We start from the raw sequence: 20,056 nt of genomic DNA on the forward strand, positions 1-20,056 counted from the left end.
GGTAAAGCGTCACCAGTTCAATCAATTTGATTAGATGTAATATTCATATTGTGATCCAAATCTATTGTTATTTCTCCAACGTCTTGAGTGTTCAAAATTTTACTGTTTACCGACGTTAACGTCTGCAATGTTTCTTTATTTGGCAAATGATATTTATTGTTTTTACCACTTGAAATAATACTAATAGTTGGTTTAATAGACTTTATAAATACTTCCGAACTACTTGTTTTACTTCCGTGATGTCCTACTTTCAATATATCAACGGTGGGAAGTTGGTATAATTTCATCAATTTAGTTTCATTATTTTTCGTCGCGTCACCCAATAAAATCATTTTGTAGTTTTGATATTCAATAAGTAAGATAATGCTATGCTCATTTTTATCATCACTTGAAGGAATATCTCCATGAAGGAATGAAATTTTACCGTTATTGAATTGGATAGAATCTATTTCTTTAGCATCTACTAATTGGATATTGTTATTTTTACACAAACGTATGAGTCTTGTTAGTTCTACTTCTGAATAGCTATATACATGAATATATAACTTTTTGATTCTTATGTGTTGAATGATGTAAGGTAGCTCGCCAATATGGTCTGCATGTGGATGCGTAATAATTAAATGATCTATTGAGGTAATCCTTTTACGTTTTAATGTAGGTAAAATATGATATTTGGCTATATTATGATTATCTATCGTACCGTCTCTAATTTCCTTGCCACCAGTATCAACCATAACAGTTTCTTTCATGCTTGTTTGAAATATTAAACTATCCCCTTGCCCAACATTAAAAAAAGTAATTGTACTCGTGTTAGGTTGGATATTAAAAACGCATAAAGATATAAACAAGACACATAGTAATACGAGTGATTTTATTTTTTTATGGCATAAAAAGATGAATATTAGTATTATCAATACTACAAAAAGCACATATTCAAAAGATGATTTTGGTGCAATAAAAACTTGATAAAATTTAAATTTCAAAAAATAATTCTAAGAGATTATCGTGTAAGATATATATTTTATTGAATATTGCACTAAATAAAGGTATATCATTAACAAAATGATAAGTAAAAAATAATAATATTGCTAATGGGAAAATAATAAAGCTATATAAAGGAACAAATAGTATATTAGAAAATAAGCCTATCCATTGTAATTGATTAAAATGAAAAATTGAAATGATTGAAGAAGAAAGCTGAGCTATTAAAGTAAGGATAATAATATTATTAAAAAAAGATAACTGTCTTATAAGTGGAAAGGAAACTAGAATAAAAAATGAAATAATAAATGAAAATTGAAAGCCTATATCATACAAATAGTCAGGTGTTATTAAAATCATAATGATAAAGATTAGACCTAAAATATCAATGGTCGACATTTTAGACTTATTAGAAAAGAGAATGACGGTTATTGTAGCTAAAATTGCTCTCAATGCACTTGGTGCAAAATCGGTATAATATGCGAATATAATTAGAAATATGATAATTAAACCGTTAATAATCACTTTGGGTATATTAAGTCTAACTAGAGGTTGATATATAAGATAAGAAATAGTAGCAATATGCGACCCACTCACTGCTAATAAATGATAAATGCCTATGTCTTTGACCTTATCAATAAATTCAGTACTAATGCCATGAATATCACCACTAATTAAAGCAGTAATATATTCAGGATGCGATAGGCTTGAGTGAGTCAATTTTTGAGTAATATACGACGAATGCTTTTCAAATACATTTGAATTTTTGTGATTTGGCACGTATTCGTGACTACTTTGTTAACAGAAACATAAGGGGTGTGATTTAAAACATTAACAATTTTACCTTTAATAACACATGATTTATTTTCAATGTCTTTTTCACTTAATTGATTGGTATTTAAGTGAAAGACGTACAATTGATCTTTGACAGTAAATTTACCTTTTAATTGCTTTCCTTGACGTTCGATATTAGATCCAAATTCGACCTTGGTAAATATGTTAGGGTTTATCTTGAAGAAATCATCTTTACTTACACTGTTTTCATTGTGAAAATGTTCAAAACTCACACCACAAAATACACAAATAATCATTAATAATATATGATGCATTTTAATTCTTCTTTGTATTGAAATGATAACTAATAAAAAAATAATCAAACACGACATTAATTTTAAATGTATCCATAGAATACCTATGAGAAAGGACAATGCAAAATAAATCATATATTAGTCAGTTAAATATTGAGCCACATTTCGAGCAGAAAAAGGTATTTTTTTGTATTCAATACCAGCTTGGTTTAATAATTGCAGCGCATATTCGTGATTGTGATAATCTTCAGCATAATATATTTGTTTAATGCCTGCTTGTATAATAGATTTTGTGCAATTAAGACACGGAAAGTGAGTGACATAGATAGTAGCACCCTCTGTTGATACACCCTGCTTAGCACATTGTAATAAAGCGTTCATTTCGGCATGTATGGTTCTGATACAATGGCCATCTTCAATTAAACATCCTTCATCAATACAATGCACCTCACCTGCAACAGATCCATTATATCCCCCTGCTATAATTCTATTGTCTTTTACTATCGTTGCCCCTACTGACAATCTTTGGCAAGTTGATCTTAGAGCTAGTAAATGGCTTTGCGCCATGAAATATTCGTCCCATTTTAATCTTTCCATTAAATTCACTCCGATTCAAATTTATTATCATTATTATAGAATATCTTTATATTTAAGCCAATCAACAAAGTTAGATTGTAATATAATCCTTAATCTTTTCGAAAGTTTTGTCACCGATGCCTTTGATATTTTTTAAATCTTCTATTGAATGAAACTGGTTATTCTTTGCCCTGTAATCTAAAATTTCTTTGACTTTTGTCGGTCCTACTCCTGGGATCTTTAGCAAATCAGTTTCACTCGCAGTATTCAAATTTATCTTGTCAGTAGTTAATGAATTTAAAGGTTTTGTATTACTACGCTTATTATTATCATCACTATGTGCTATAGTATTTTTCATTTCACTGGTAGATGGTATGTAAATCAATTTTTGATCTGTTAATTTTTCAGATAAATTGACTTGTGTCAAATCAGCATCTTTTTGTAATTTAGCTTTTTCCAATACATCTTTAATTCTATCTGATCCTTTCATTTTATATACATCAGGGTGCTCAACAGCGCCTTTAATATCTACAATTACCGTTTTATTTTCATCAATACCAGTATTCAACTCATCTTTCTTAGTTGCATCATTAATTTGTCTAGATGATTGACGTGTATTATTTTTTTCTTTTGAATTGTTTTGCGATGAAACGATTGGCATGTCATTGCTTGTTTCCTTAACAGGTTTAAGAAACATTAGTATACATGCGATAGCTATTATAATGGTCAAAGTGATCATCAGTTGAAATTTCCATTGCTTGATAAATGCCAATAATTCTATTTTATCTTTAAACAAAAAACTCATCTCCTTATATATATAAACGTTTAAGGAGATGAGTTTACTTTATTTATTTATAAGCTACGATAAATAAACGATCGCCGTTTTCATCGTGATTATTGCGATTAAAGTCGATAAATGTTTCGAATGCTTTAAATCCAATTGTCTTTAATAAACTAATGTAAGTATCTTTTTCAAAGGTTCTTTGATAGTGCGATTCATCAAATCGCTGATAAGTATCATCAGTATTTTTTACAAAGAAACTCATGTCGTGATACACACTATAAGGTTCATCACCGACAATAGCTTCCCATGCTAAAAAGATTGACTCATTTTCATCAATGTAACATTGATTATGAAACAACGTATTCATCTTTTGAATAGTATGGACATCAAATATAAAAACACCAGTTTCTGATAGATGATTAAAAACATTGATAAATGTTTCATTTACATCTTCGATATCAGGTAAATAATTCAGTGAATCACAAAATATTGTTATTACATCAAATTTAGTATTGAATGAAAAATCGGTCATATCGCCTTCTAACCATGTTACTTGATTAGATTTATTAGCAGCAATGGAGAGCATCTCTGAGCTTAAATCCATTCCTGTAACCGAACCAATAGTACTTAGTTGAGCAGTTAAACTGCCAGTTCCACAACCGATATCAAGGATTTTCGGCTTATGACTGAGATCTTGCGTATAATGGTTCACGATTTCAAACCACTTGTCATAAGGTTGATCTTGCGTAAGTTGATCATAAACTAAGCTCATCTCACCATATTGAGCCATCTAATACGCAACCTGCCCATATGATTCTATTGGCGCATCTTGATATAGCTTCTCAATATTATAATAATTACGTTCATCTTTATGGAAGATGTGCACCACAACATCTGCTAAATCAATTAAAACCCATCTAGCACTTTGATACCCTTCCATACGTTTTACATCAATAGCTTGTTCATGTGCTGCCTCTTTAACTGCTCTAGCAATTGATTGAACTTGACGCTCATTATTACCGTGACAAACAACGAAATAATCTGTCATGTCACTGATACCTTTCATATTAAGAGAAACAATATCTTCTGCTTTTTTATTTTCTGTCGCATCGACAGCAATATTTAATAATTCTTCTGAATTCATTTAATCATCCTTTATCCTTTGATCACTATAATTATAATAGTTTAAACATGAAATCGTTGTGCCATAAACAGTTATATCCTTACTAATTAGGAACAGTACTGTTCGCTTAGAAATTTCATAAATTGTTTTATCTAAGCTACCTTGATTGTATGCCATATCTCTAATTTCTTCAACTCCTGGGGTTTTTCTTCCAGGCTCGATATAATCAGCAATAAACACAAGTTTTTCAGTTTTAGTCATTTCTTTTCGACCTGTAGTGTGATTCTTGATTGCAAGAAGCACTTCCTCGTCTTCAATACCAAATTCTGATTGCATGAGAGCAGCACAGACTGGTCCGTGTAAGATTTCTCCACCATAACTTAATAGTTCACTATCTAAATCGTGTTGTCTTACAATTTGGTACATTGTGCTTAGGTCATCATACTTGCAATAATCATGCAATACACCCGCTAAGTTAGCTTTATCTTTATCACCATCATAAATTTCTGCAAGTTTTACTGCGGTTTCAGCTACTCTCAATGAGTGCTTAAAACGTTTCTCCGGTAGTTTATCTTTAACGAGTTCAATCGCTTTATCAATTTTCATAAAATCCTTCCTCTCTTATATAGTCGTGAATACTACGAGGAACCAAGATATTTATTGGTTGTTTATTTTTTATACGATTTCGAATCAATGATGAACTAATATCCATTCGCGGTATATTAACCGATATCATTGATTCGTCGACCTCTTGATAATTAACATCTCTGTTTACAATTACAAACGTAATAAGTTGTTTTAACTTTTCAATTTTATACCATTTATCTAATTGTTTATACTGATCTGTTCCGATAATGAAATAGATATTCGCATCTTTTTCATTATTAACGATATCTTTTAGCGTTTCATAAGTGTAACTTTGACCTTTTCTCTCAAGTTCAATTTCACATATTTCACCAAAACCTAATTCTTCAATAGCAAGTTGTATCATTTTGATTCGATATTTAGCATCTAAATAGTCATCATGCGTTTTCAATGGTGCCATATAACTTGGTAAAAAATAAAATTTGTCAGGTTTAAGTTGATGATAGACTTCATTTGCAACTAACAAGTGTGCAGTGTGGATTGGGTTGAATTGACCACCATAAAGCACTATTGATTTTTTATTCATCATTTACGGTAATGTGATTTCTTTATTATCAACTGATTCTCTATAAATGACAATCATCGAACCAATCACTTGAACAACTTCACTATTAGTTGCATCACTTAATGTTGACGCTAATTCATTTTTATCATCAAAGTTATTTTGTAACACATGTATTTTAATTAACTCGCGATTTTCAAGTGTATCATCAATTTGAGCAATCATATTGTCATTAATGCCTGCTTTACCAATTTGAAAAATAGGGTCTATATTGTGTGCTAAACTTCTTAAATATCTTTTTTGTTTTCCTGTTAACATATTAAACTCCTTTTAATTTGTTTAGTACTGCGTATTTCATTTCTAGTATATTAGGCTGTTTGCCGGTCCAAATTTTAAAACTTTCAGCGCCTTGGTTTATGAACATATCCAGGCCATTATAAACCGTATTGCCTTTAAGTTCTGCTTCTTTTAAAAATTTAGTCTTATATGGAATATAAATAATATCACTAACGAGTGTACTTGATGATAAATTATCTAAGCTAATAACCATATCATCGTTATTATTTAATCCAGCAGATGTCGTATTGATTATAATATCAAATTCATCTAAATATTGTTCTGCTTGTTCTAATGAAATTGCATTAATATCCATATCCCACGTCTCAAATCTACGCATTGTTCTGTTAGCGATTGTTAATTTTGGTTGTACAATTTTACTGAGTTCATTTGCAATTCCCTTACTAGCACCACCAGCACCAAGGATTAAAACAAAAGCATTTTCTAAATCAGGATAAACTTGTTTCAAGCCCATCACATAACCAATACCATCTGTATTATAACCTATCCATTTATTGTTAATAATTTTCACAGTATTAACGGCTCCAACAGCTTTTGCTTGGTCATCAATTTCATCCAGATAAGGAATAATTCTTTCCTTATGCGGAATCGTAACATTGAATCCATTAATATGGTTATCTTCAATAATTTGTCTAATATCATGGAAGTCTTGTGTGGGAATATGCAACGCTTCGTATGTGTCTTCCATATTTAATGATTTAAAATTAACTTGATGCATGACTGGAGATAATGAATGCGATACGGGATCACCTATTACTGCATACTTCATAAATAACCCACCTTACATTATTGAATTTCTTAGGATTACATCAACATTTTTAGGGACGCGTACAATAACTTTTGCACCAGCTTCAATTGTTATAAATCCTAGACCTGATATCATTATGTCTTTCTTTTCCTTACCAGTTTCAAGACGTACAGCCTTTGTATCACTCATATCGAAGTGGTCAGGATTATTTGGTGGTGTCAAAACATTACCAATTTGATTTCGCCATAAATCATTTGCCTTTTCCGTTTTAGTTCGATGTATATTCAAATCATTTGAAAAATAACAAACGAGTGGTCTTTTTCCACCTGATACATAATCAATTCTAGACAGTCCACCAAAGAATAACGTTTGTCCTTCATTAAGTTGAAAAACTCTTTGTTTTATTTCATTTTTAGGCACGATTATTTTCAATTCTTTCTCAGATACATAGTGTGTCATTTGATGAGACTGAATAATACCCGGCGTATCGTACATGAATGTTTTTTCATCTAAAGGTATATCAATTAAATCTAATGTAGTTCCTGGAAATCTAGAAGTGGTTACAACATCTTTTTCGCCCACACTTTGTTCAATCAATTTATTTATAAGTGTTGATTTACCTACATTCGTAGTACCGACAATATACACATCTTGATTATGTCTATGCTTATCAATCGATGCTAATAAATCTTCGATTCCCCAACCTTTTTGTGCAGAAATAAGTATAACGTCGTCAGCTTCTAAGCCATATTTTCTAGCAGTTTTTTTGAGCCACTCTTTTACACGACGTTTATTAATTTGCTTAGGTAAAAGATCTAATTTATTAGCAGCTAATATTATTTTTTTATTGCCTACAATTCGTTTCAAGACATTGATAAATGAACCTTCAAAATCGAAAATGTCAACAACATTCACAATTATTCCTTGTCGGTCAGATAATTCATTTAGTAAATTTAAAAAATCTTCACTATCCATTCCGACATCTTGAATTTCGTTATAATTTTTCAATCTGAAACAACGTTGACAAATAACGTCCTCTCTAAAAAGGTTATGTTCTGGAACATATCCAGGTGCACTTTTATCATCTGATTGAAGTGGTGCACCGCATCCAATACATTTTAATGTGTCATCCAATCAATTTTCCTCCCATGTGATATAGCCTTTATTTTTAAAGTAATTTAATAATCGACGCTCAATAATACGGTTGAATTTAGTAATAAATCCATCTGTACGTTTCACAGGCACAACCATAATTGTATATAAGCCATTACGATTACCACCAAAAACATCCGTTAACATTTGGTCTCCAATTACAATGGTTTCCTCAGGTTTGATATTCATTTGTTTGATAGCTTTTTTAAATGCTTTGCCCATAGGTTTTCTTGCTCTAAAAATGAAATCTACATTTAAGTCCTTAGAAAAGCTTGAAACTCTATCTTCATTATTATTAGATACAATAGTGATTGTAATACCTAATTCATTTGCTTTTTTAAACCATTGTTGTATTTCTATAGTTGGCGATTTTACATCCCACCCAACTAATGTATTATCTAAATCTGTAATAATACCTTTAAAACCAGCCTTAGCTAATTTTTCAATATCGATTTGAAATACAGACTTAACATAATCATTTGGCATAAAATATTTCTTTATTAATCCCATTTATTTATCACCTTTATTAATATTTATAAAACTTTAATTAATGCTTCAACTATTGAACTTGATGATTTAGCAGCTTTACCGAGGAATTCCTCGAAAGATATATCTGCTTTACCATTCGCTAAATCGGATACTGCACGTGTCACGATAAATGGAACATGAAATTGATAGCATGTCTGTGCAATTGCAGTTGCCTCCATTTCAACAGCCATAGCATTAGGAAATTGTCGTTTTATCGTTAAACGTTGCTCAACGCTTCCAATAAAACTATCACCACTCACAATTTGGCCTATTTTAGCAGTATAATTTTGTTGTTTAATAACTTGTTCAGCTAAGTTTAATAGTTCTTGATTTGACTCAAATTTAGAAGGCATTTGAGGTACTTGTCCAAATTCGTAACCAAATGCAGTTGCATCAACATCATGATATTGTACATCATTACTAATCAACATATCTCCTACAGATAAGCTTTCATCTAGCGCACCGGCAGATCCAGTATTGATAATGAGTCTAGGATTGAATTTCTCAATTAATAATGTTGTTGAAATAGCGGCATTCACTTTACCAATACCACTTTGCGTTAAAACAACTTCTGTTGTATTTAATTTCCCTCTATAAAATTTAACATGTGCAACAGAAATTTCATCCATCTCTGTTAATTTATCTTTTAAAATAGCTACTTCTTCTTCCATAGCTCCTATAATTCCTATCATATTTACACCTCAGTCTTTATCTTAGCAATTGCTATTTTATCATATAATTTCATTCATCACGACAATGTTTCATCACTCCGTATTTAAAATAATAAATTCCTTACACATTCATCTCTTTTTATAAATTTCACTAGTGAAAAAGAGAATAAATGCTACAAAAAAAGAGTGAGATGGAATTCAATTTGAATTCAAAATCTCACCCTTCCTATGTGTAATTTAAATTGAGAAAAGCATACTACCACTAACTTCTCAGCTCAATTTTTCATAGTGAATTTAATCTGATATTTTTATAAAAGTATTAATCTATAACCCAGAATTTTAAGCAAATCTAATGCTATATGTCTTATACCGTATAAAAGCCATTTATCCTTTCCAAAGTGCAGCTAAATCTTGTAATGAGAAGATACCTGTTACAATAGTTACAATAACTGCTACAATACCAAAGATTAGCATCCACGTTGGATGTTTATAATCTCCAACAATATCTTTTTTACGACTTGCAATAAGTATCGCTCCAAGTGTGATAGGTAAAATCCAACCATTAATTGCACCAGCAATAATAAGTAAACTAATAGGTTTACCAATAAATAGGAAAATTAATGTCGAAATTACGATAAAGACGATTACAATTAGATTATTTTTAGTTAATAAAGATTTATGTAATGTTCTTAAGAATGTAGCACTTGTGTAAGCTGAGCCAATAACAGAAGACATGGCAGCTGCAAAGATAACGACACCGAAAATATTCTTACCAATCGGTCCAATTGCATGTTCAAAAACTGAAGCAGGTGGATTATCGGCACTTAAAGTTACACCAGTTACAACTACACCTAATACTGCTAAGAATAATAAAGTTCTCATAATACCTGTTGTTAATATACCTGCAATTGCAGAGCGGTTTACAAATGGTAAGAACGCTTTACCCTTCATACCAGAATCTAAAAGTCTATGTGCACCTGCGAAAGTAATATAACCCCCTACAGTACCTCCGACTAATGTAATAATAGGTAAAATTAATTTAACCGGCTGTTCTGGCGCGAATGTGTGTACTAATGCATCACCATATGGCGGGTTTGAAACTACCATAACATATGCAACTACGAGTATCATTACAACCCCTAAAATCATCGAAACAACGTCCATGATCTTTTGACCACTTCTACTAACAAAAATTAAAATAGAGAAAATAGCTGTAATTGCAGCACCCCATTTGATATCTAATCCAAACATAGCGTTTAAGCCTAAGCCTGCACCAGCAATATTACCTATATTAAATGCAAGACCCCCAAATGCAATCAATATTGAAATTAATGTACCTAAACCAGGCATCACTTTATTTGACACTTCTTGTCCACGTAAACCAGTAACTACAAGGACACGCCAAATATTAATTTGTGCGCCTATATCAATAATAATTGAAATTAATATTGCAAATGCAAAACTAGCATAAAACTCAGCTGTGAATACAGCTGTTTGAGTAAGGAATGCTGGGCCAATAGCAGAAGTTGCCATTAGGAACACAGATCCATATAATAATCGTCTGTGGTTCTTCGTGAATTTAAATTCCTTCTCATTCGGATTTATTTCTTGATTTGGATTTTGATTAAAGTTTTCTCCCATAATTGGTCCCCCTTATAAGGATTGAATATCAATGCCTTCTTTCGTTAATTTTTCTCTAATTTGTGATACAAATTCTAAAGCATGAGCACCATCACCATGCACACAAATCGTATCCGCTTTTAGATTGATTTCTTTTCCATTTTTGCTAACCACTTTGTTTTCAATAACCATTTTTAAAACTTGATCTAACGCTTCTTCAGTGTTAGTGATGATTGCATCTGCCTCTTTACGACTAACGAGTTGACCATTATCTTCATATCGTCTATCAGCAAACACTTCAGATGCAGTGCGTAAACCTAATGCTTCGGCCTCAGTAATTAGTAATGTATTTGACAATCCTACTAAGACAAGTGAAGCATCAAAATCATAAACTGCTTGTGCAATAGCACGCGCAATATTTTGATCTTTAGCCCCCATGTTATACAGTGCGCCGTGTGGTTTTACATGATTAATACGCGTTTGATGTACTTTACAGAAACCATCTAAAGCGCCTAGTTGATAGATAACTAAATTATAAATTTCTTTAGGTGAAATATCCATATTTCGGCGACCAAATCCTTTTAAATCTGGTAATCCTGGATGCGCACCTATTCCTACACCGTTGTCTTTAGCGAGTTTAATAGTGTCATACATCACATTTTCATCACCTGCATGGAAGCCACAAGCAATATTAGCTGAAGTGATTAATGGAATGATTTGATTGTCACCGCCAAATGAATAATTTCCAAATGCTTCGCCTAAGTCACAATTCAAGTCTATGCGCATTATAGCTCCACTCCTTCAATAATTTGATGTTTTTCAAGGAATTTAATATCTACTTCACTAGCATCATCATCTGCATATAATGGGTAATTTAAAACTGCGTATAAAAAGTCAGCAGTTGTTGTAAAGCCTTCAATTACCATTTCATCAAGTGCTACTTTCAATTTGTTAATCGCAGTTTGTCGATCCGTATCTTTAACTATAACCTTTGCGACAAGTGAGTCATAATATGGTGATACTTGGTATCCTGGATATAGTAAAGAATCAACACGAATATTGAACCCTTGAGGTAAATGTAATTTTTTTACTTTACCAGGCGTAGGTTGGAATTTCTTCTCTGGATTTTCAGCATTGATACGCGCTTCGATTACGTGACCATTGAATACGATGTCATCTTGACCGAATGGAAGTTTATCATGTTGCATTAAATACAGTTGTGCTTGTAATAAGTCTCTATCAGCACGCATTTCTGTGACAGTATGTTCTACTTGTATACGTGCATTCATTTCTATAAAGTAATGTGCATCTTTTGTAACTAAAAATTCTATTGTACCTGCACTTCGATAATTTGAAGCTTTGGCAACGGCAACTGCATCTGCACAAATTTGTTTTCGTCTTTCCTCTGTTAATGCTGCACAAGGAGACTCTTCAATTAACTTTTGATTTTTGCGTTGTACTGAGCAATCTCGTTCTCCTAAATGTACATAGTTACCTTTTCCATCACCAATGATTTGAACTTCAACGTGTTTTGCTACAGGTATAAAAGCTTCGACATAGACTCTGTCATCATTAAAGTACTTCTGCCCTTCGCTTTTTGCTTCTTTTAATGATTTTTCAAGTTGTTCAGGTTCCTTAACGATACGGATACCTTTACCGCCACCGCCACTAGCTGCTTTTAAAACGACAGGGTAACCAATTTCATCTGCAAGTTGTTTAATTTCTTCCACTGAATTGACAGCACCTGTTGATCCAGGAATGACGGGTACTCCCGCAGCGTCTACTGTTTGACGCGCAGTTATTTTATCACCCATCAGCTCCATTGTTTTTTTACTTGGACCAATGAAATGAATATCATTTTCTTCTACCTTTTCAGCAAAAGTTGTACTTTCTGATAAAAATCCGTACCCTGGATGGATCGCATTCGCACCTGTTATTTCAGCTGCGCCAATGATACGTTCAATATTTAAATAACTATCTAAAGGATTGGCTTCTCCAATACAAACTGCTTGATCAGCTAAGCTAACATGTAAACTTTGCTCATCTCCTTTAGCATATATCGCAACAGTCTCAATGCCCATTTCACGACAGGCTCTAATAATACGGACTGCAATTTCTCCTCTATTTGCTACTAAACAACGGTACATTTAGCTGTCCCCCTTTATTTAAGTTTAACTAGTACTTGATCATATTCGACATTTGTACCATGATCTGCTACTATTTCAACGACTTCTCCATCTACATCGCTTGTAATTTCATTCATAACTTTCATTGCTTCAACATAACCGATGATATCTCCAGATTTAACTTTATCTCCAACTTTAATTTGAGGATCAGTTAATTCTTTACTATCTTGTAAAAAGAATGTACCAACCATTGGTGAAGCTATTTCTTTAGAAGTATCTTCATTTGAACTAGATTCGGCTTGTTGTTGATTATCATTATTCACAGCACTTGTACTTGCTACACTTTGATTAGCAGATTCACTGACTACTTGAGCGCCCTCTGTGAAGTCTAATTCTAGTTCACTTTTATTATCTTTAAATTTAAAGCGTTTTACGCCATTTGATTTAACTAAATTAATAACTTCCTCAATTTTTTTAATATTCATCTTGTTATTACTCCTCTTCAATTAATTTTGCTAATTTTTGTGATGTTGGTCGCATTGAATGCATATTAAATATTGGTGCATTTGTCACAGAGTCCAATTTGTCACTGAACTTTTGATTAAACGACTGCAACATCTCATTTGCTTCATCTACAGAAGTCCATTTGAACTGTATCATATCTCCTGGCTTGAATTGTGCTAGTTTCTTAAGGCCCAATTGACTTACTGTAGCTATCTTTGTATAACCACCGACTGTTTGTTTGTCATTTAATAGAATGATTGGATTCCCATCGTTAGGTACTTGAATACTACCTAAGCCTACTGGTTCAGAAATGATATCCGCACCATTTTCAGGTGGAATTTGATTGCCTATAAGTCTATATCCCATACGATCAGATTGATCAGATATTTTATATTCAGATTCAACTAAATTTTTTCGTTTTTCTTCAGAAAAGGCATCAACTTGCGGACCTTCTATAATGTGAATAATATTGTCTTGTTCAACTGCATCATAATCAATTGATTTTCCAAGATTTACTTTATAATTGCTATTTTGCACGACTTGAATATGATCATCTTTTTTCAATGCTCTTCCGTAAAAACCACCCACGCCACTTCTAGTATGCGTTGAATAGCTATCTGCAACTTTTTCAATATCAAGTGAATGACCAAAGAAAATATAGCCACGTGCACCACGTATTACAGGTCCTAATTCAAGGATATCGCCTTTATTTGCCAAGACAACACTGTTATTTGTTATTTTGGCGTTGTTTAATTTTGCATTGAACTGGCCGCCTGTCAATACAAACGTGTTATTTTGAGTGAATTGTATTGTTGGTCCGATAATTGTAAATTCCAAACTTGGACCATCGTTAGCAATCAATTGTCGTCCTAAGTCATAACTAAATTGATCCATAGCACCAGAGCCTGAAAAACCTAAATGTTGAAATCCAAAACGTCCTTTGTCTTGTACCGTGGTGAACAGTCCTGGTTTTATAATTTTAATGCCCATTACACGTCACCCACTTTTCTTTATTAAATTGACCGTCGTTGATTTCTTTTTTAATTTGGTTATACGTTTGCTCGTCAATTGCATAAAATTTAATATAATCACCAGCTTCATACAATGTCATAGGGTCAGAATATTGATCAAACACTTTTAATGGTGTTCTACCAATAATTTGCCAACCACCTGGTGAATCTGATGGATATAATCCCGTTTGATTATTAGCGATTCCTACAGAACCGGCATTTATTTTAACTCGTGGTTCAGCTCTTCTAGGTGTATGAACACGCTCATCTAACCCACCTAAGAATGGGAAACCTGGCATAAAACCAAGCATATAAACAAGATATTCATTTTCTGTATGAATTTGGATCACTTCCTCTACAGATAAATGATTATGATTTGCTACCTCTTCTAAATCCGGGCCCATCTCAGTATTATATAGTACAGGAATATGTATAATATTCTTATTTGAAGTTGAATCAACTTTTGAAAGTTTAAGATTATCTAATTCTAATTTTTCAATTAATTGCTTGTAATCAATTAAATCATTATTAAAATTTATCATAATTGCTCGATAAGACGGGATTACATCCTTAATGTCTGGTATGTTTTTAGACAGAATATATTGAGTAGTTAGATTAACTTCTTGATAATTATCTTCGCTAATCTCTTCTTTGAAATATAGCAATAGCGATTGCTCATTTATAACTTTAACTTCCAACCTATTGCCTCCCTTGTATACTTTCATTTGATTATATTGTATTTCTAAAAGTATTGATTTAACAAAAGTATCAACTTTCAAATTTTACTATTATGTATAAAAAATTATAACATTTTCATATCTTAGTTGTTTAATAAGTATTTCAAATTGTGAATAATAAAAAAAGTAAGGCATGATGTAATCGCTTACTTTTATGTATACTTAACAATTCATTCAATTGTATTCACAATGTTATTTAAGCATATAAAACAAAATTTGTCATGAAAAAGTTCAGATTTTCAAATTAATTTGATAAAATATAAATAGATATTCGTTACTTTAAGGATACTTATAGCTTAAATGGTTAAAAATGTAACCAATAAAGCAAGCGCGGTCGGATAAACCATTTAGTTGTTAAAAATAAGTTGAACTTAACCAAAAATGATACAGCATTTGACATTAAAAACGAGAGTGGAACAGAATTTTTTAAATTCAATGTCCCACTCTCGCAAGAATGACTAAAACTGAGAAAAGCTTAATTTAAATACCCTCTCAGTTTAGTTATTTACTGCCTTTTTTGAAAAAAGCAGTTGTATATTATTATTGTCTCAGACTCAAATTAATCATTGTTATAAATAGAGATTATTTGATATCTACGATTTTAACGTTAATTTCTCCACCGTTTGGTAAAGGCACACGTACTTCATCTTTTAAACTTTTACCAATTAATGCTTTAGCCATAGGTGATTCGTTTGAGATTTTGCCGTTAAATGCATCTGCTTCAGCAGAACCAACGATTTGGTAACTTTCTTCTTCATCTCCAGGTAACTCAATAAAAGTTACAGTTTTACCAATTTGAACAACATTATTATCACCTGTATCTTCAATGATTAATGCATATCTAAGCATATGCTCGATACGTTGAATGTCTTGTTCAATGAATCCTTGTTCATCTTTAGCAGCATCGTACTCAGAGTTCTCAGAAAGGTCACCAAATGAACGTGCCACTTTAATTTTTTCTACAACTTCAGGACGTTTAACCGTTTTTAATTCTTCTAATTCTTTTTCTAATTGTTCATAACCCTCTTGAGTCATTGGATATTGTTTTTGATTTTCCATTATGTCATCTTCCTTTTTCAGTTAATATGTTTGCGTCAATTAAAAATTTATTGAATACATTTATTTTTAATATACATTGTAACTTACTTATTGTTTACTAACCAATGTTTGAATTTTTGTTGTCATAATATCTATTGCTACTTTATTACTTCCACCTTCTGGAATAATAATGTCAGCATATTTCTTTGTTGGTTCAATGAATTGATTGTGCATTGGTTTAACAACATTTAAATATTGGTTAATTACCGATTCCATTGATCGACCACGCTCTTTAGTATCACGTACGAGTCGTCTTAGAATTCTTAAGTCTGCATCAGTATCAACGTATATTTTGACATCCATCATATCACGAAGTGTTTTATTTTCTAAAGCAAATATACCTTCTACGATAATAACATCTTTAGGTTCAAATGCAATGGTTTCATTACTTCGTGTATGATTTGTGTAATCGTACGTTGGAACTTCAACTGCATGACCATTACGTAAATCCTTTAAATTTTCAATGAGTAAATCATTGTCAAAGGCAAAGGGATGGTCATAATTTGTTTCAAGACGCTCTTCAAAAGTTAAATGTGATTGGTCTTTATAATAATAATCTTGAGCAAGAAGTGCAACACTATGTCCTTCTAAATTTTTCATGATTTCATTAGTAACTGTTGTCTTACCAGATCCAGAGCCACCGGCAATACCAATAATTGTTGTGTTTGCCATTATCTAATTTCCTTTCTCATCATGTTCTTAGGGTAAATTGGATGATCTACATTAATTTGTACAATTTGAAGTGGATGACGTGCAGCATCTAATTGATTGCCTTCCTCATCGTATATGGCATCAATCACTTGTCTAAAGCTTTCAATTTCAGGTCCAAAGAATTCAATTTCTTGACCAGGTTTAAAGTGATTTCTTTGTTGAATAGTAGCAATTTGTGTTGCCTCATCATAATCTAATACTAATCCACAAAAATCATAAGGTGATTTTTTATTTTGCTGAACACCAAACATTTGCTCTTCATAACCTGGTGTACCTTCAAAGAAAGCTGGCGCTGTATCTCTATTAGCACATTTATCTAATTCTATTAACCATTCAGGATTTATTTTAAAGTGCTCTGGATCTTCAGCATAGGCATCAATTACTTTTCGATAAACTGAAACTACAGTAGCAATATAATGTATCGATTTCATACGACCTTCTATTTTAAGGGAGTCAATGCCAATATCCATCATTTGTGGTATAGATTCGATTAATTTTAAATCTTTAGGACTCATAGCGAATGGGATAACGTCGCCCTCTTGATAATAAAGATCTAAATCACCATCATTATCAACCTCTAACAAATCATAATCCCAACGACAACTTTGACAACACCCTCCTCTATTAGAGTCTCTCGCTGTCATGTGATTACTAAGTGTACAACGACCTGAATAGGCAATACACATAGCACCATGGATGAAAGCCTCAATTTCAATGTCAACATTCTCTTTCATTTCCTTCATTTCCATAGCGCCTGTTTCACGAGCTAATACCACTCGGTCTAATCCTTCTTCTTTCCAGAATTCTACAGCTTTAGTATTAGATAATGATTGTTGTGTTGATAAGTGTATTTCTAATTTTGGTGCAACTTGCTTACAAGTTTCTATGATTAAAGGGTCTGCTACAATAATACCTGTAGCTCCAGTTTTTTCTAATTCAATTAGATACGATTCCAACCCATCAATATTTTCATCATGTGCAATAATGTTAGTAGTCACGTATATTTTAGCATTATATTGATTTGCAAATTCAACGCCTTCTTTAATTTCAGCCATTGTAAAATTATCAGCGTTAGAACGTAGACCATATTCTTGGCCACCTAAAAATACGGCATCTGCACCATAATGAACAGCAATTTTTAATTTCTCCAAATTACCAGCAGGCGCTAATAATTCAGGTTTTTTGATTTTACTTTTTACTTGAGATTGAACGTCAGTTAAAGTTTTCAAGTTTAGCGCCTCCTTTTAATATACGGTTTGTTTATACAAGAATCCTTCGTCAAATGGACGATGTTCTGGTTGAATGTCTTCAATTGGGTCTACTAGCATAAATTTTTCGTCTTCATATGCTTCAGGATCTTCATTGTATAAATCAATCGCTTCTCTGTATTGAGCTGTAACAACGTTGATATATTCTTCACTCTGTAATATACCGTCAATCTTAAATGAATCAATACCAGCTTCAAACAATGGTTCAAGTTCTTCGATTAAACAGATGTCATTCGGAGACATGATATGTGTGCCATTAAAATCCTCAAATACAGGATATTTATTATCACGTTCTTCGTCATAGAGTAATAGTTCACGTTCATCATTTTCACGTTTAATCTTCATTTGTCTATCTTGAAATGTATAATAGTTTCCAAGTAACATCCGTTTAGATTGGAACATACATGTCATCCCATGGACTTGAACTTCAATTTCAACATTTGCATTCTCTTTAATATTTATAATTTCATCTAAGTTTAATTCTCTAGCAAGAAGTGCACGTTTCGCACCGCGTTTACCCCAATAGTTACATTGGAAATAGTTGGTAACAATTGTTTCGGCATCCCAATTTAAAGGTATGGGATTTTGTTGATTTTTTACGTACATAACAACTGCAGGATCCCCAAAGATAATACGATCCACATTGATTTCGTGTAAGAAATTAATGTAGTCTTCCAATGCGTTTAAATGATAGTTATGGAAAATACCATTTACAGCGACATAGATTTTTTTATCATGTTCATGTGCTAATTTAATTGCTTTTTTTATATCTTCTCGATTAAATTCTCCCGGTAATCGTAACCCAAATTTTTGCTCACCAATGACAAAGGCATCCGCGCCAATATCGATTAGTGTTTCTAAATGTGTTAAAGATTTAGGAGTAACGAGTAATTCCGTCATAATTATTCTCCTTTAATTGAAATAGCTAACCCATCATCCATATTGATAAAATTTGTACTGTAATTTTTTTGATTCATTAACCATTCATTAAATTTTTGGACTTTTTTCACCATTTGCTTAACATTTCTGGAACGAACAATATCTATGTTCGATACAAAACCGTGATATAAAACATTATCTGTAATCACTAGTCCACCTTTTTTTAATAATGGTGTATAATATTCAAAAAATTTCTTTGATTGCGCTTTAGCTGCATCAATAAAGATAATATCATATACTTTGTCATCGACTTGACTATATTGCTCTAAGGCATTGCCTTCTATTAATCGTATTTGTGATGTATAACCATAAGTTTCAAAATTTGTTTTAGCTTGCGTAATCATTTTCTCATCACGTTCTATTGTTGTAATTTGAATGTCATCTGATACGGATGCAAAATGCATTGAACTATAACCTATCGCAGTACCAATTTCCAATATATTTTTTGCACCATGGATTCGAATTAATTGTTTGATCATTTCTAGAGATAATCTGTCTACAATTGGTACAGCATTCTCTTCTGCATAGCTTCTTAATGATTCAATCTGATTATCTGTTTTAGATTGTATCTCCAATAAATATTGCTGATTAGCTTCCATTTACTTACTTCCTTTTTTAAGACAAAATGACATTAAAAAATAAACCAGTCTCTATTAAATTAAGTTTTAATCACCGATGACTTATAAATAACCTAAATCAAATGACGTCAACTCATGTGTATAATTGTATGACTGATTTAAATATTTATTAAAATACTTGTCTAGTTATAAGAATTTAACTTTAAATATTTTATCACATATTTGATTGTAAATTAAGGTGTAACAAGTAAAAAAACATGATTTTGTCAATCAAAAAGGAGCAGAAAAGAATGGCTCTTCGTCAAATCGG

At 32.0% G+C, this 20,056-nt stretch carries 25 protein-coding genes; all 25 read right to left on the reverse strand.

Annotation, left to right across the window (positions count from 1 at the left end; genetic code table 11):
• Positions 1-17: 17 nt before the first annotated feature.
• The gene (locus KA828_RS03590; RefSeq protein WP_348634767.1) at positions 18-929 is read right to left on the reverse strand and encodes a ComEC/Rec2 family competence protein; all 912 of its coding nucleotides are present in this window, start codon (positions 927-929) and stop codon (positions 18-20) included.
• A 43-nt stretch (positions 930-972) separates the two neighbouring features.
• On the reverse strand, positions 973-1,761 hold the full coding sequence (locus tag KA828_RS03595) for a ComEC/Rec2 family competence protein (RefSeq protein ID WP_210125422.1): 789 nt from the start codon (positions 1,759-1,761) through the stop codon (positions 973-975).
• Positions 1,698-2,090, reverse strand: coding sequence for a hypothetical protein (locus KA828_RS03600; protein WP_210125423.1), 393 nt, complete (start codon positions 2,088-2,090; stop codon positions 1,698-1,700). Before KA828_RS03600 ends, KA828_RS03595 begins: the two co-directional genes overlap by 64 nt.
• Before the next feature lie 117 nt (positions 2,091-2,207).
• Entirely contained in the window at positions 2,208-2,666 is a 459-nt protein-coding gene (locus KA828_RS03605; RefSeq protein ID WP_075108371.1) for a ComE operon protein 2, read from the reverse strand.
• Positions 2,667-2,736: 70 nt separating this feature from the next.
• On the reverse strand, positions 2,737-3,441 hold the full coding sequence (locus tag KA828_RS03610) for a helix-hairpin-helix domain-containing protein (RefSeq protein WP_075108370.1): 705 nt from the start codon (positions 3,439-3,441) through the stop codon (positions 2,737-2,739).
• Positions 3,442-3,493: 52 nt separating this feature from the next.
• Positions 3,494-4,219, reverse strand: coding sequence for a class I SAM-dependent DNA methyltransferase (locus tag KA828_RS03615; RefSeq protein WP_053029537.1), 726 nt, complete (start codon positions 4,217-4,219; stop codon positions 3,494-3,496).
• Positions 4,220-4,573 carry a ribosome silencing factor gene (gene rsfS, locus KA828_RS03620; protein WP_053029538.1) on the reverse strand — a complete coding sequence of 118 codons (354 nt, stop codon included), beginning with the start codon at positions 4,571-4,573 and terminating at the stop codon, positions 4,220-4,222.
• Positions 4,574-5,158, reverse strand: coding sequence for a bis(5'-nucleosyl)-tetraphosphatase (symmetrical) YqeK (gene yqeK, locus KA828_RS03625; RefSeq protein ID WP_193839273.1), 585 nt, complete (start codon positions 5,156-5,158; stop codon positions 4,574-4,576).
• Positions 5,148-5,726 (reverse strand): nicotinate-nucleotide adenylyltransferase, encoded by a 579-nt coding sequence (locus tag KA828_RS03630; RefSeq protein ID WP_210125424.1) that lies wholly within the window; start codon positions 5,724-5,726, stop codon positions 5,148-5,150. Before KA828_RS03630 ends, yqeK begins: the two co-directional genes overlap by 11 nt.
• A complete protein-coding gene (gene yhbY, locus KA828_RS03635) occupies positions 5,727-6,017 on the reverse strand; it encodes a ribosome assembly RNA-binding protein YhbY (RefSeq protein WP_016930857.1) in 291 nt (96 codons plus the stop codon).
• 1 nt (position 6,018) lies between these two features.
• The gene (aroE, locus tag KA828_RS03640; RefSeq protein WP_210125425.1) at positions 6,019-6,825 is read right to left on the reverse strand and encodes a shikimate dehydrogenase; all 807 of its coding nucleotides are present in this window, start codon (positions 6,823-6,825) and stop codon (positions 6,019-6,021) included.
• A gap of 12 nt (positions 6,826-6,837) precedes the next feature.
• Positions 6,838-7,938: a ribosome biogenesis GTPase YqeH gene (yqeH, locus tag KA828_RS03645; protein ID WP_210125426.1), complete on the reverse strand. Its 1,101-nt coding sequence runs from the start codon at positions 7,936-7,938 to the stop codon at positions 6,838-6,840.
• Complete coding sequence (locus KA828_RS03650; protein ID WP_053029542.1) at positions 7,939-8,466, reverse strand: YqeG family HAD IIIA-type phosphatase; 528 nt, start codon at positions 8,464-8,466, stop codon at positions 7,939-7,941. It abuts the gene before it with no gap.
• A 23-nt stretch (positions 8,467-8,489) separates the two neighbouring features.
• Positions 8,490-9,176, reverse strand: coding sequence for a 5'-methylthioadenosine/S-adenosylhomocysteine nucleosidase (gene mtnN / locus KA828_RS03655; protein ID WP_210125427.1), 687 nt, complete (start codon positions 9,174-9,176; stop codon positions 8,490-8,492).
• A 363-nt stretch (positions 9,177-9,539) separates the two neighbouring features.
• Positions 9,540-10,796, reverse strand: coding sequence for an NRAMP family divalent metal transporter (locus KA828_RS03660; protein WP_075108361.1), 1,257 nt, complete (start codon positions 10,794-10,796; stop codon positions 9,540-9,542).
• A 12-nt stretch (positions 10,797-10,808) separates the two neighbouring features.
• Complete coding sequence (gene pxpA / locus KA828_RS03665) at positions 10,809-11,561, reverse strand: 5-oxoprolinase subunit PxpA (protein ID WP_210125428.1); 753 nt, start codon at positions 11,559-11,561, stop codon at positions 10,809-10,811.
• Positions 11,561-12,922 carry an acetyl-CoA carboxylase biotin carboxylase subunit gene (locus KA828_RS03670; protein ID WP_075108359.1) on the reverse strand — a complete coding sequence of 454 codons (1,362 nt, stop codon included), beginning with the start codon at positions 12,920-12,922 and terminating at the stop codon, positions 11,561-11,563. The genes pxpA and KA828_RS03670 overlap by 1 nt, the downstream gene beginning before the upstream one ends.
• Before the next feature lie 14 nt (positions 12,923-12,936).
• Positions 12,937-13,386, reverse strand: a complete 450-nt coding sequence (locus KA828_RS03675; protein ID WP_210125429.1) for an acetyl-CoA carboxylase biotin carboxyl carrier protein — start codon at positions 13,384-13,386, stop codon at positions 12,937-12,939.
• A gap of 7 nt (positions 13,387-13,393) precedes the next feature.
• Positions 13,394-14,395: a 5-oxoprolinase subunit C family protein gene (locus tag KA828_RS03680; RefSeq protein ID WP_210125430.1), complete on the reverse strand. Its 1,002-nt coding sequence runs from the start codon at positions 14,393-14,395 to the stop codon at positions 13,394-13,396.
• Positions 14,385-15,113, reverse strand: a complete 729-nt coding sequence (gene pxpB / locus KA828_RS03685) for a 5-oxoprolinase subunit PxpB (protein ID WP_210125431.1) — start codon at positions 15,111-15,113, stop codon at positions 14,385-14,387. The genes KA828_RS03680 and pxpB overlap by 11 nt, the downstream gene beginning before the upstream one ends.
• A gap of 621 nt (positions 15,114-15,734) precedes the next feature.
• Positions 15,735-16,211: a transcription elongation factor GreA gene (gene greA / locus KA828_RS03690; protein WP_053029550.1), complete on the reverse strand. Its 477-nt coding sequence runs from the start codon at positions 16,209-16,211 to the stop codon at positions 15,735-15,737.
• 87 nt (positions 16,212-16,298) lie between these two features.
• Positions 16,299-16,922: a uridine kinase gene (gene udk, locus KA828_RS03695; RefSeq protein ID WP_011275606.1), complete on the reverse strand. Its 624-nt coding sequence runs from the start codon at positions 16,920-16,922 to the stop codon at positions 16,299-16,301.
• Positions 16,922-18,190, reverse strand: coding sequence for a peptidase U32 family protein (locus tag KA828_RS03700; protein WP_210125432.1), 1,269 nt, complete (start codon positions 18,188-18,190; stop codon positions 16,922-16,924). Before KA828_RS03700 ends, udk begins: the two co-directional genes overlap by 1 nt.
• 15 nt (positions 18,191-18,205) lie before the next feature.
• Positions 18,206-19,129 carry a peptidase U32 family protein gene (locus KA828_RS03705; RefSeq protein ID WP_075108355.1) on the reverse strand — a complete coding sequence of 308 codons (924 nt, stop codon included), beginning with the start codon at positions 19,127-19,129 and terminating at the stop codon, positions 18,206-18,208.
• Positions 19,130-19,131: 2 nt separating this feature from the next.
• Positions 19,132-19,767: an O-methyltransferase gene (locus KA828_RS03710; protein ID WP_075108354.1), complete on the reverse strand. Its 636-nt coding sequence runs from the start codon at positions 19,765-19,767 to the stop codon at positions 19,132-19,134.
• Between the last annotated feature and the right edge of the window lie 289 nt (positions 19,768-20,056).

It is taken from the genome of Staphylococcus sp. GDY8P85P (genome assembly GCF_017892405.1).
Classification (GTDB): Bacteria; Bacillota; Bacilli; order Staphylococcales; family Staphylococcaceae; genus Staphylococcus; species Staphylococcus borealis.

Excerpts from the sequence above, each read along its gene's own strand:
- KA828_RS03600 (WP_210125423.1), bottom strand. The coding sequence starts at position 2,090 with ATGCATCATATATTATTAATGATTATTTGTGTATTTTGTGGTGTGAGT.
- KA828_RS03605 (WP_075108371.1), bottom strand. The coding sequence starts at position 2,666 with ATGGAAAGATTAAAATGGGACGAATATTTCATGGCGCAAAGCCATTTA.
- KA828_RS03615 (WP_053029537.1), bottom strand. The coding sequence starts at position 4,219 with ATGGCTCAATATGGTGAGATGAGCTTAGTTTATGATCAACTTACGCAA.
- rsfS (WP_053029538.1), bottom strand. The coding sequence starts at position 4,573 with ATGAATTCAGAAGAATTATTAAATATTGCTGTCGATGCGACAGAAAAT.
- yqeK (WP_193839273.1), bottom strand. The coding sequence starts at position 5,158 with ATGAAAATTGATAAAGCGATTGAACTCGTTAAAGATAAACTACCGGAG.
- KA828_RS03630 (WP_210125424.1), bottom strand. The coding sequence starts at position 5,726 with ATGATGAATAAAAAATCAATAGTGCTTTATGGTGGTCAATTCAACCCA.
- yhbY (WP_016930857.1), bottom strand. The coding sequence starts at position 6,017 with ATGTTAACAGGAAAACAAAAAAGATATTTAAGAAGTTTAGCACACAAT.
- aroE (WP_210125425.1), bottom strand. The coding sequence starts at position 6,825 with ATGAAGTATGCAGTAATAGGTGATCCCGTATCGCATTCATTATCTCCA.
- KA828_RS03650 (WP_053029542.1), bottom strand. The coding sequence starts at position 8,466 with ATGGGATTAATAAAGAAATATTTTATGCCAAATGATTATGTTAAGTCT.
- mtnN (WP_210125427.1), bottom strand. The coding sequence starts at position 9,176 with ATGATAGGAATTATAGGAGCTATGGAAGAAGAAGTAGCTATTTTAAAA.
- KA828_RS03660 (WP_075108361.1), bottom strand. The coding sequence starts at position 10,796 with ATGGGAGAAAACTTTAATCAAAATCCAAATCAAGAAATAAATCCGAAT.
- pxpA (WP_210125428.1), bottom strand. The coding sequence starts at position 11,561 with ATGCGCATAGACTTGAATTGTGACTTAGGCGAAGCATTTGGAAATTAT.
- KA828_RS03670 (WP_075108359.1), bottom strand. The coding sequence starts at position 12,922 with ATGTACCGTTGTTTAGTAGCAAATAGAGGAGAAATTGCAGTCCGTATT.
- KA828_RS03675 (WP_210125429.1), bottom strand. The coding sequence starts at position 13,386 with ATGAATATTAAAAAAATTGAGGAAGTTATTAATTTAGTTAAATCAAAT.
- KA828_RS03680 (WP_210125430.1), bottom strand. The coding sequence starts at position 14,395 with ATGGGCATTAAAATTATAAAACCAGGACTGTTCACCACGGTACAAGAC.
- greA (WP_053029550.1), bottom strand. The coding sequence starts at position 16,211 with ATGGAAAATCAAAAACAATATCCAATGACTCAAGAGGGTTATGAACAA.
- udk (WP_011275606.1), bottom strand. The coding sequence starts at position 16,922 with ATGGCAAACACAACAATTATTGGTATTGCCGGTGGCTCTGGATCTGGT.
- KA828_RS03705 (WP_075108355.1), bottom strand. The coding sequence starts at position 19,129 with ATGACGGAATTACTCGTTACTCCTAAATCTTTAACACATTTAGAAACA.
- KA828_RS03710 (WP_075108354.1), bottom strand. The coding sequence starts at position 19,767 with ATGGAAGCTAATCAGCAATATTTATTGGAGATACAATCTAAAACAGAT.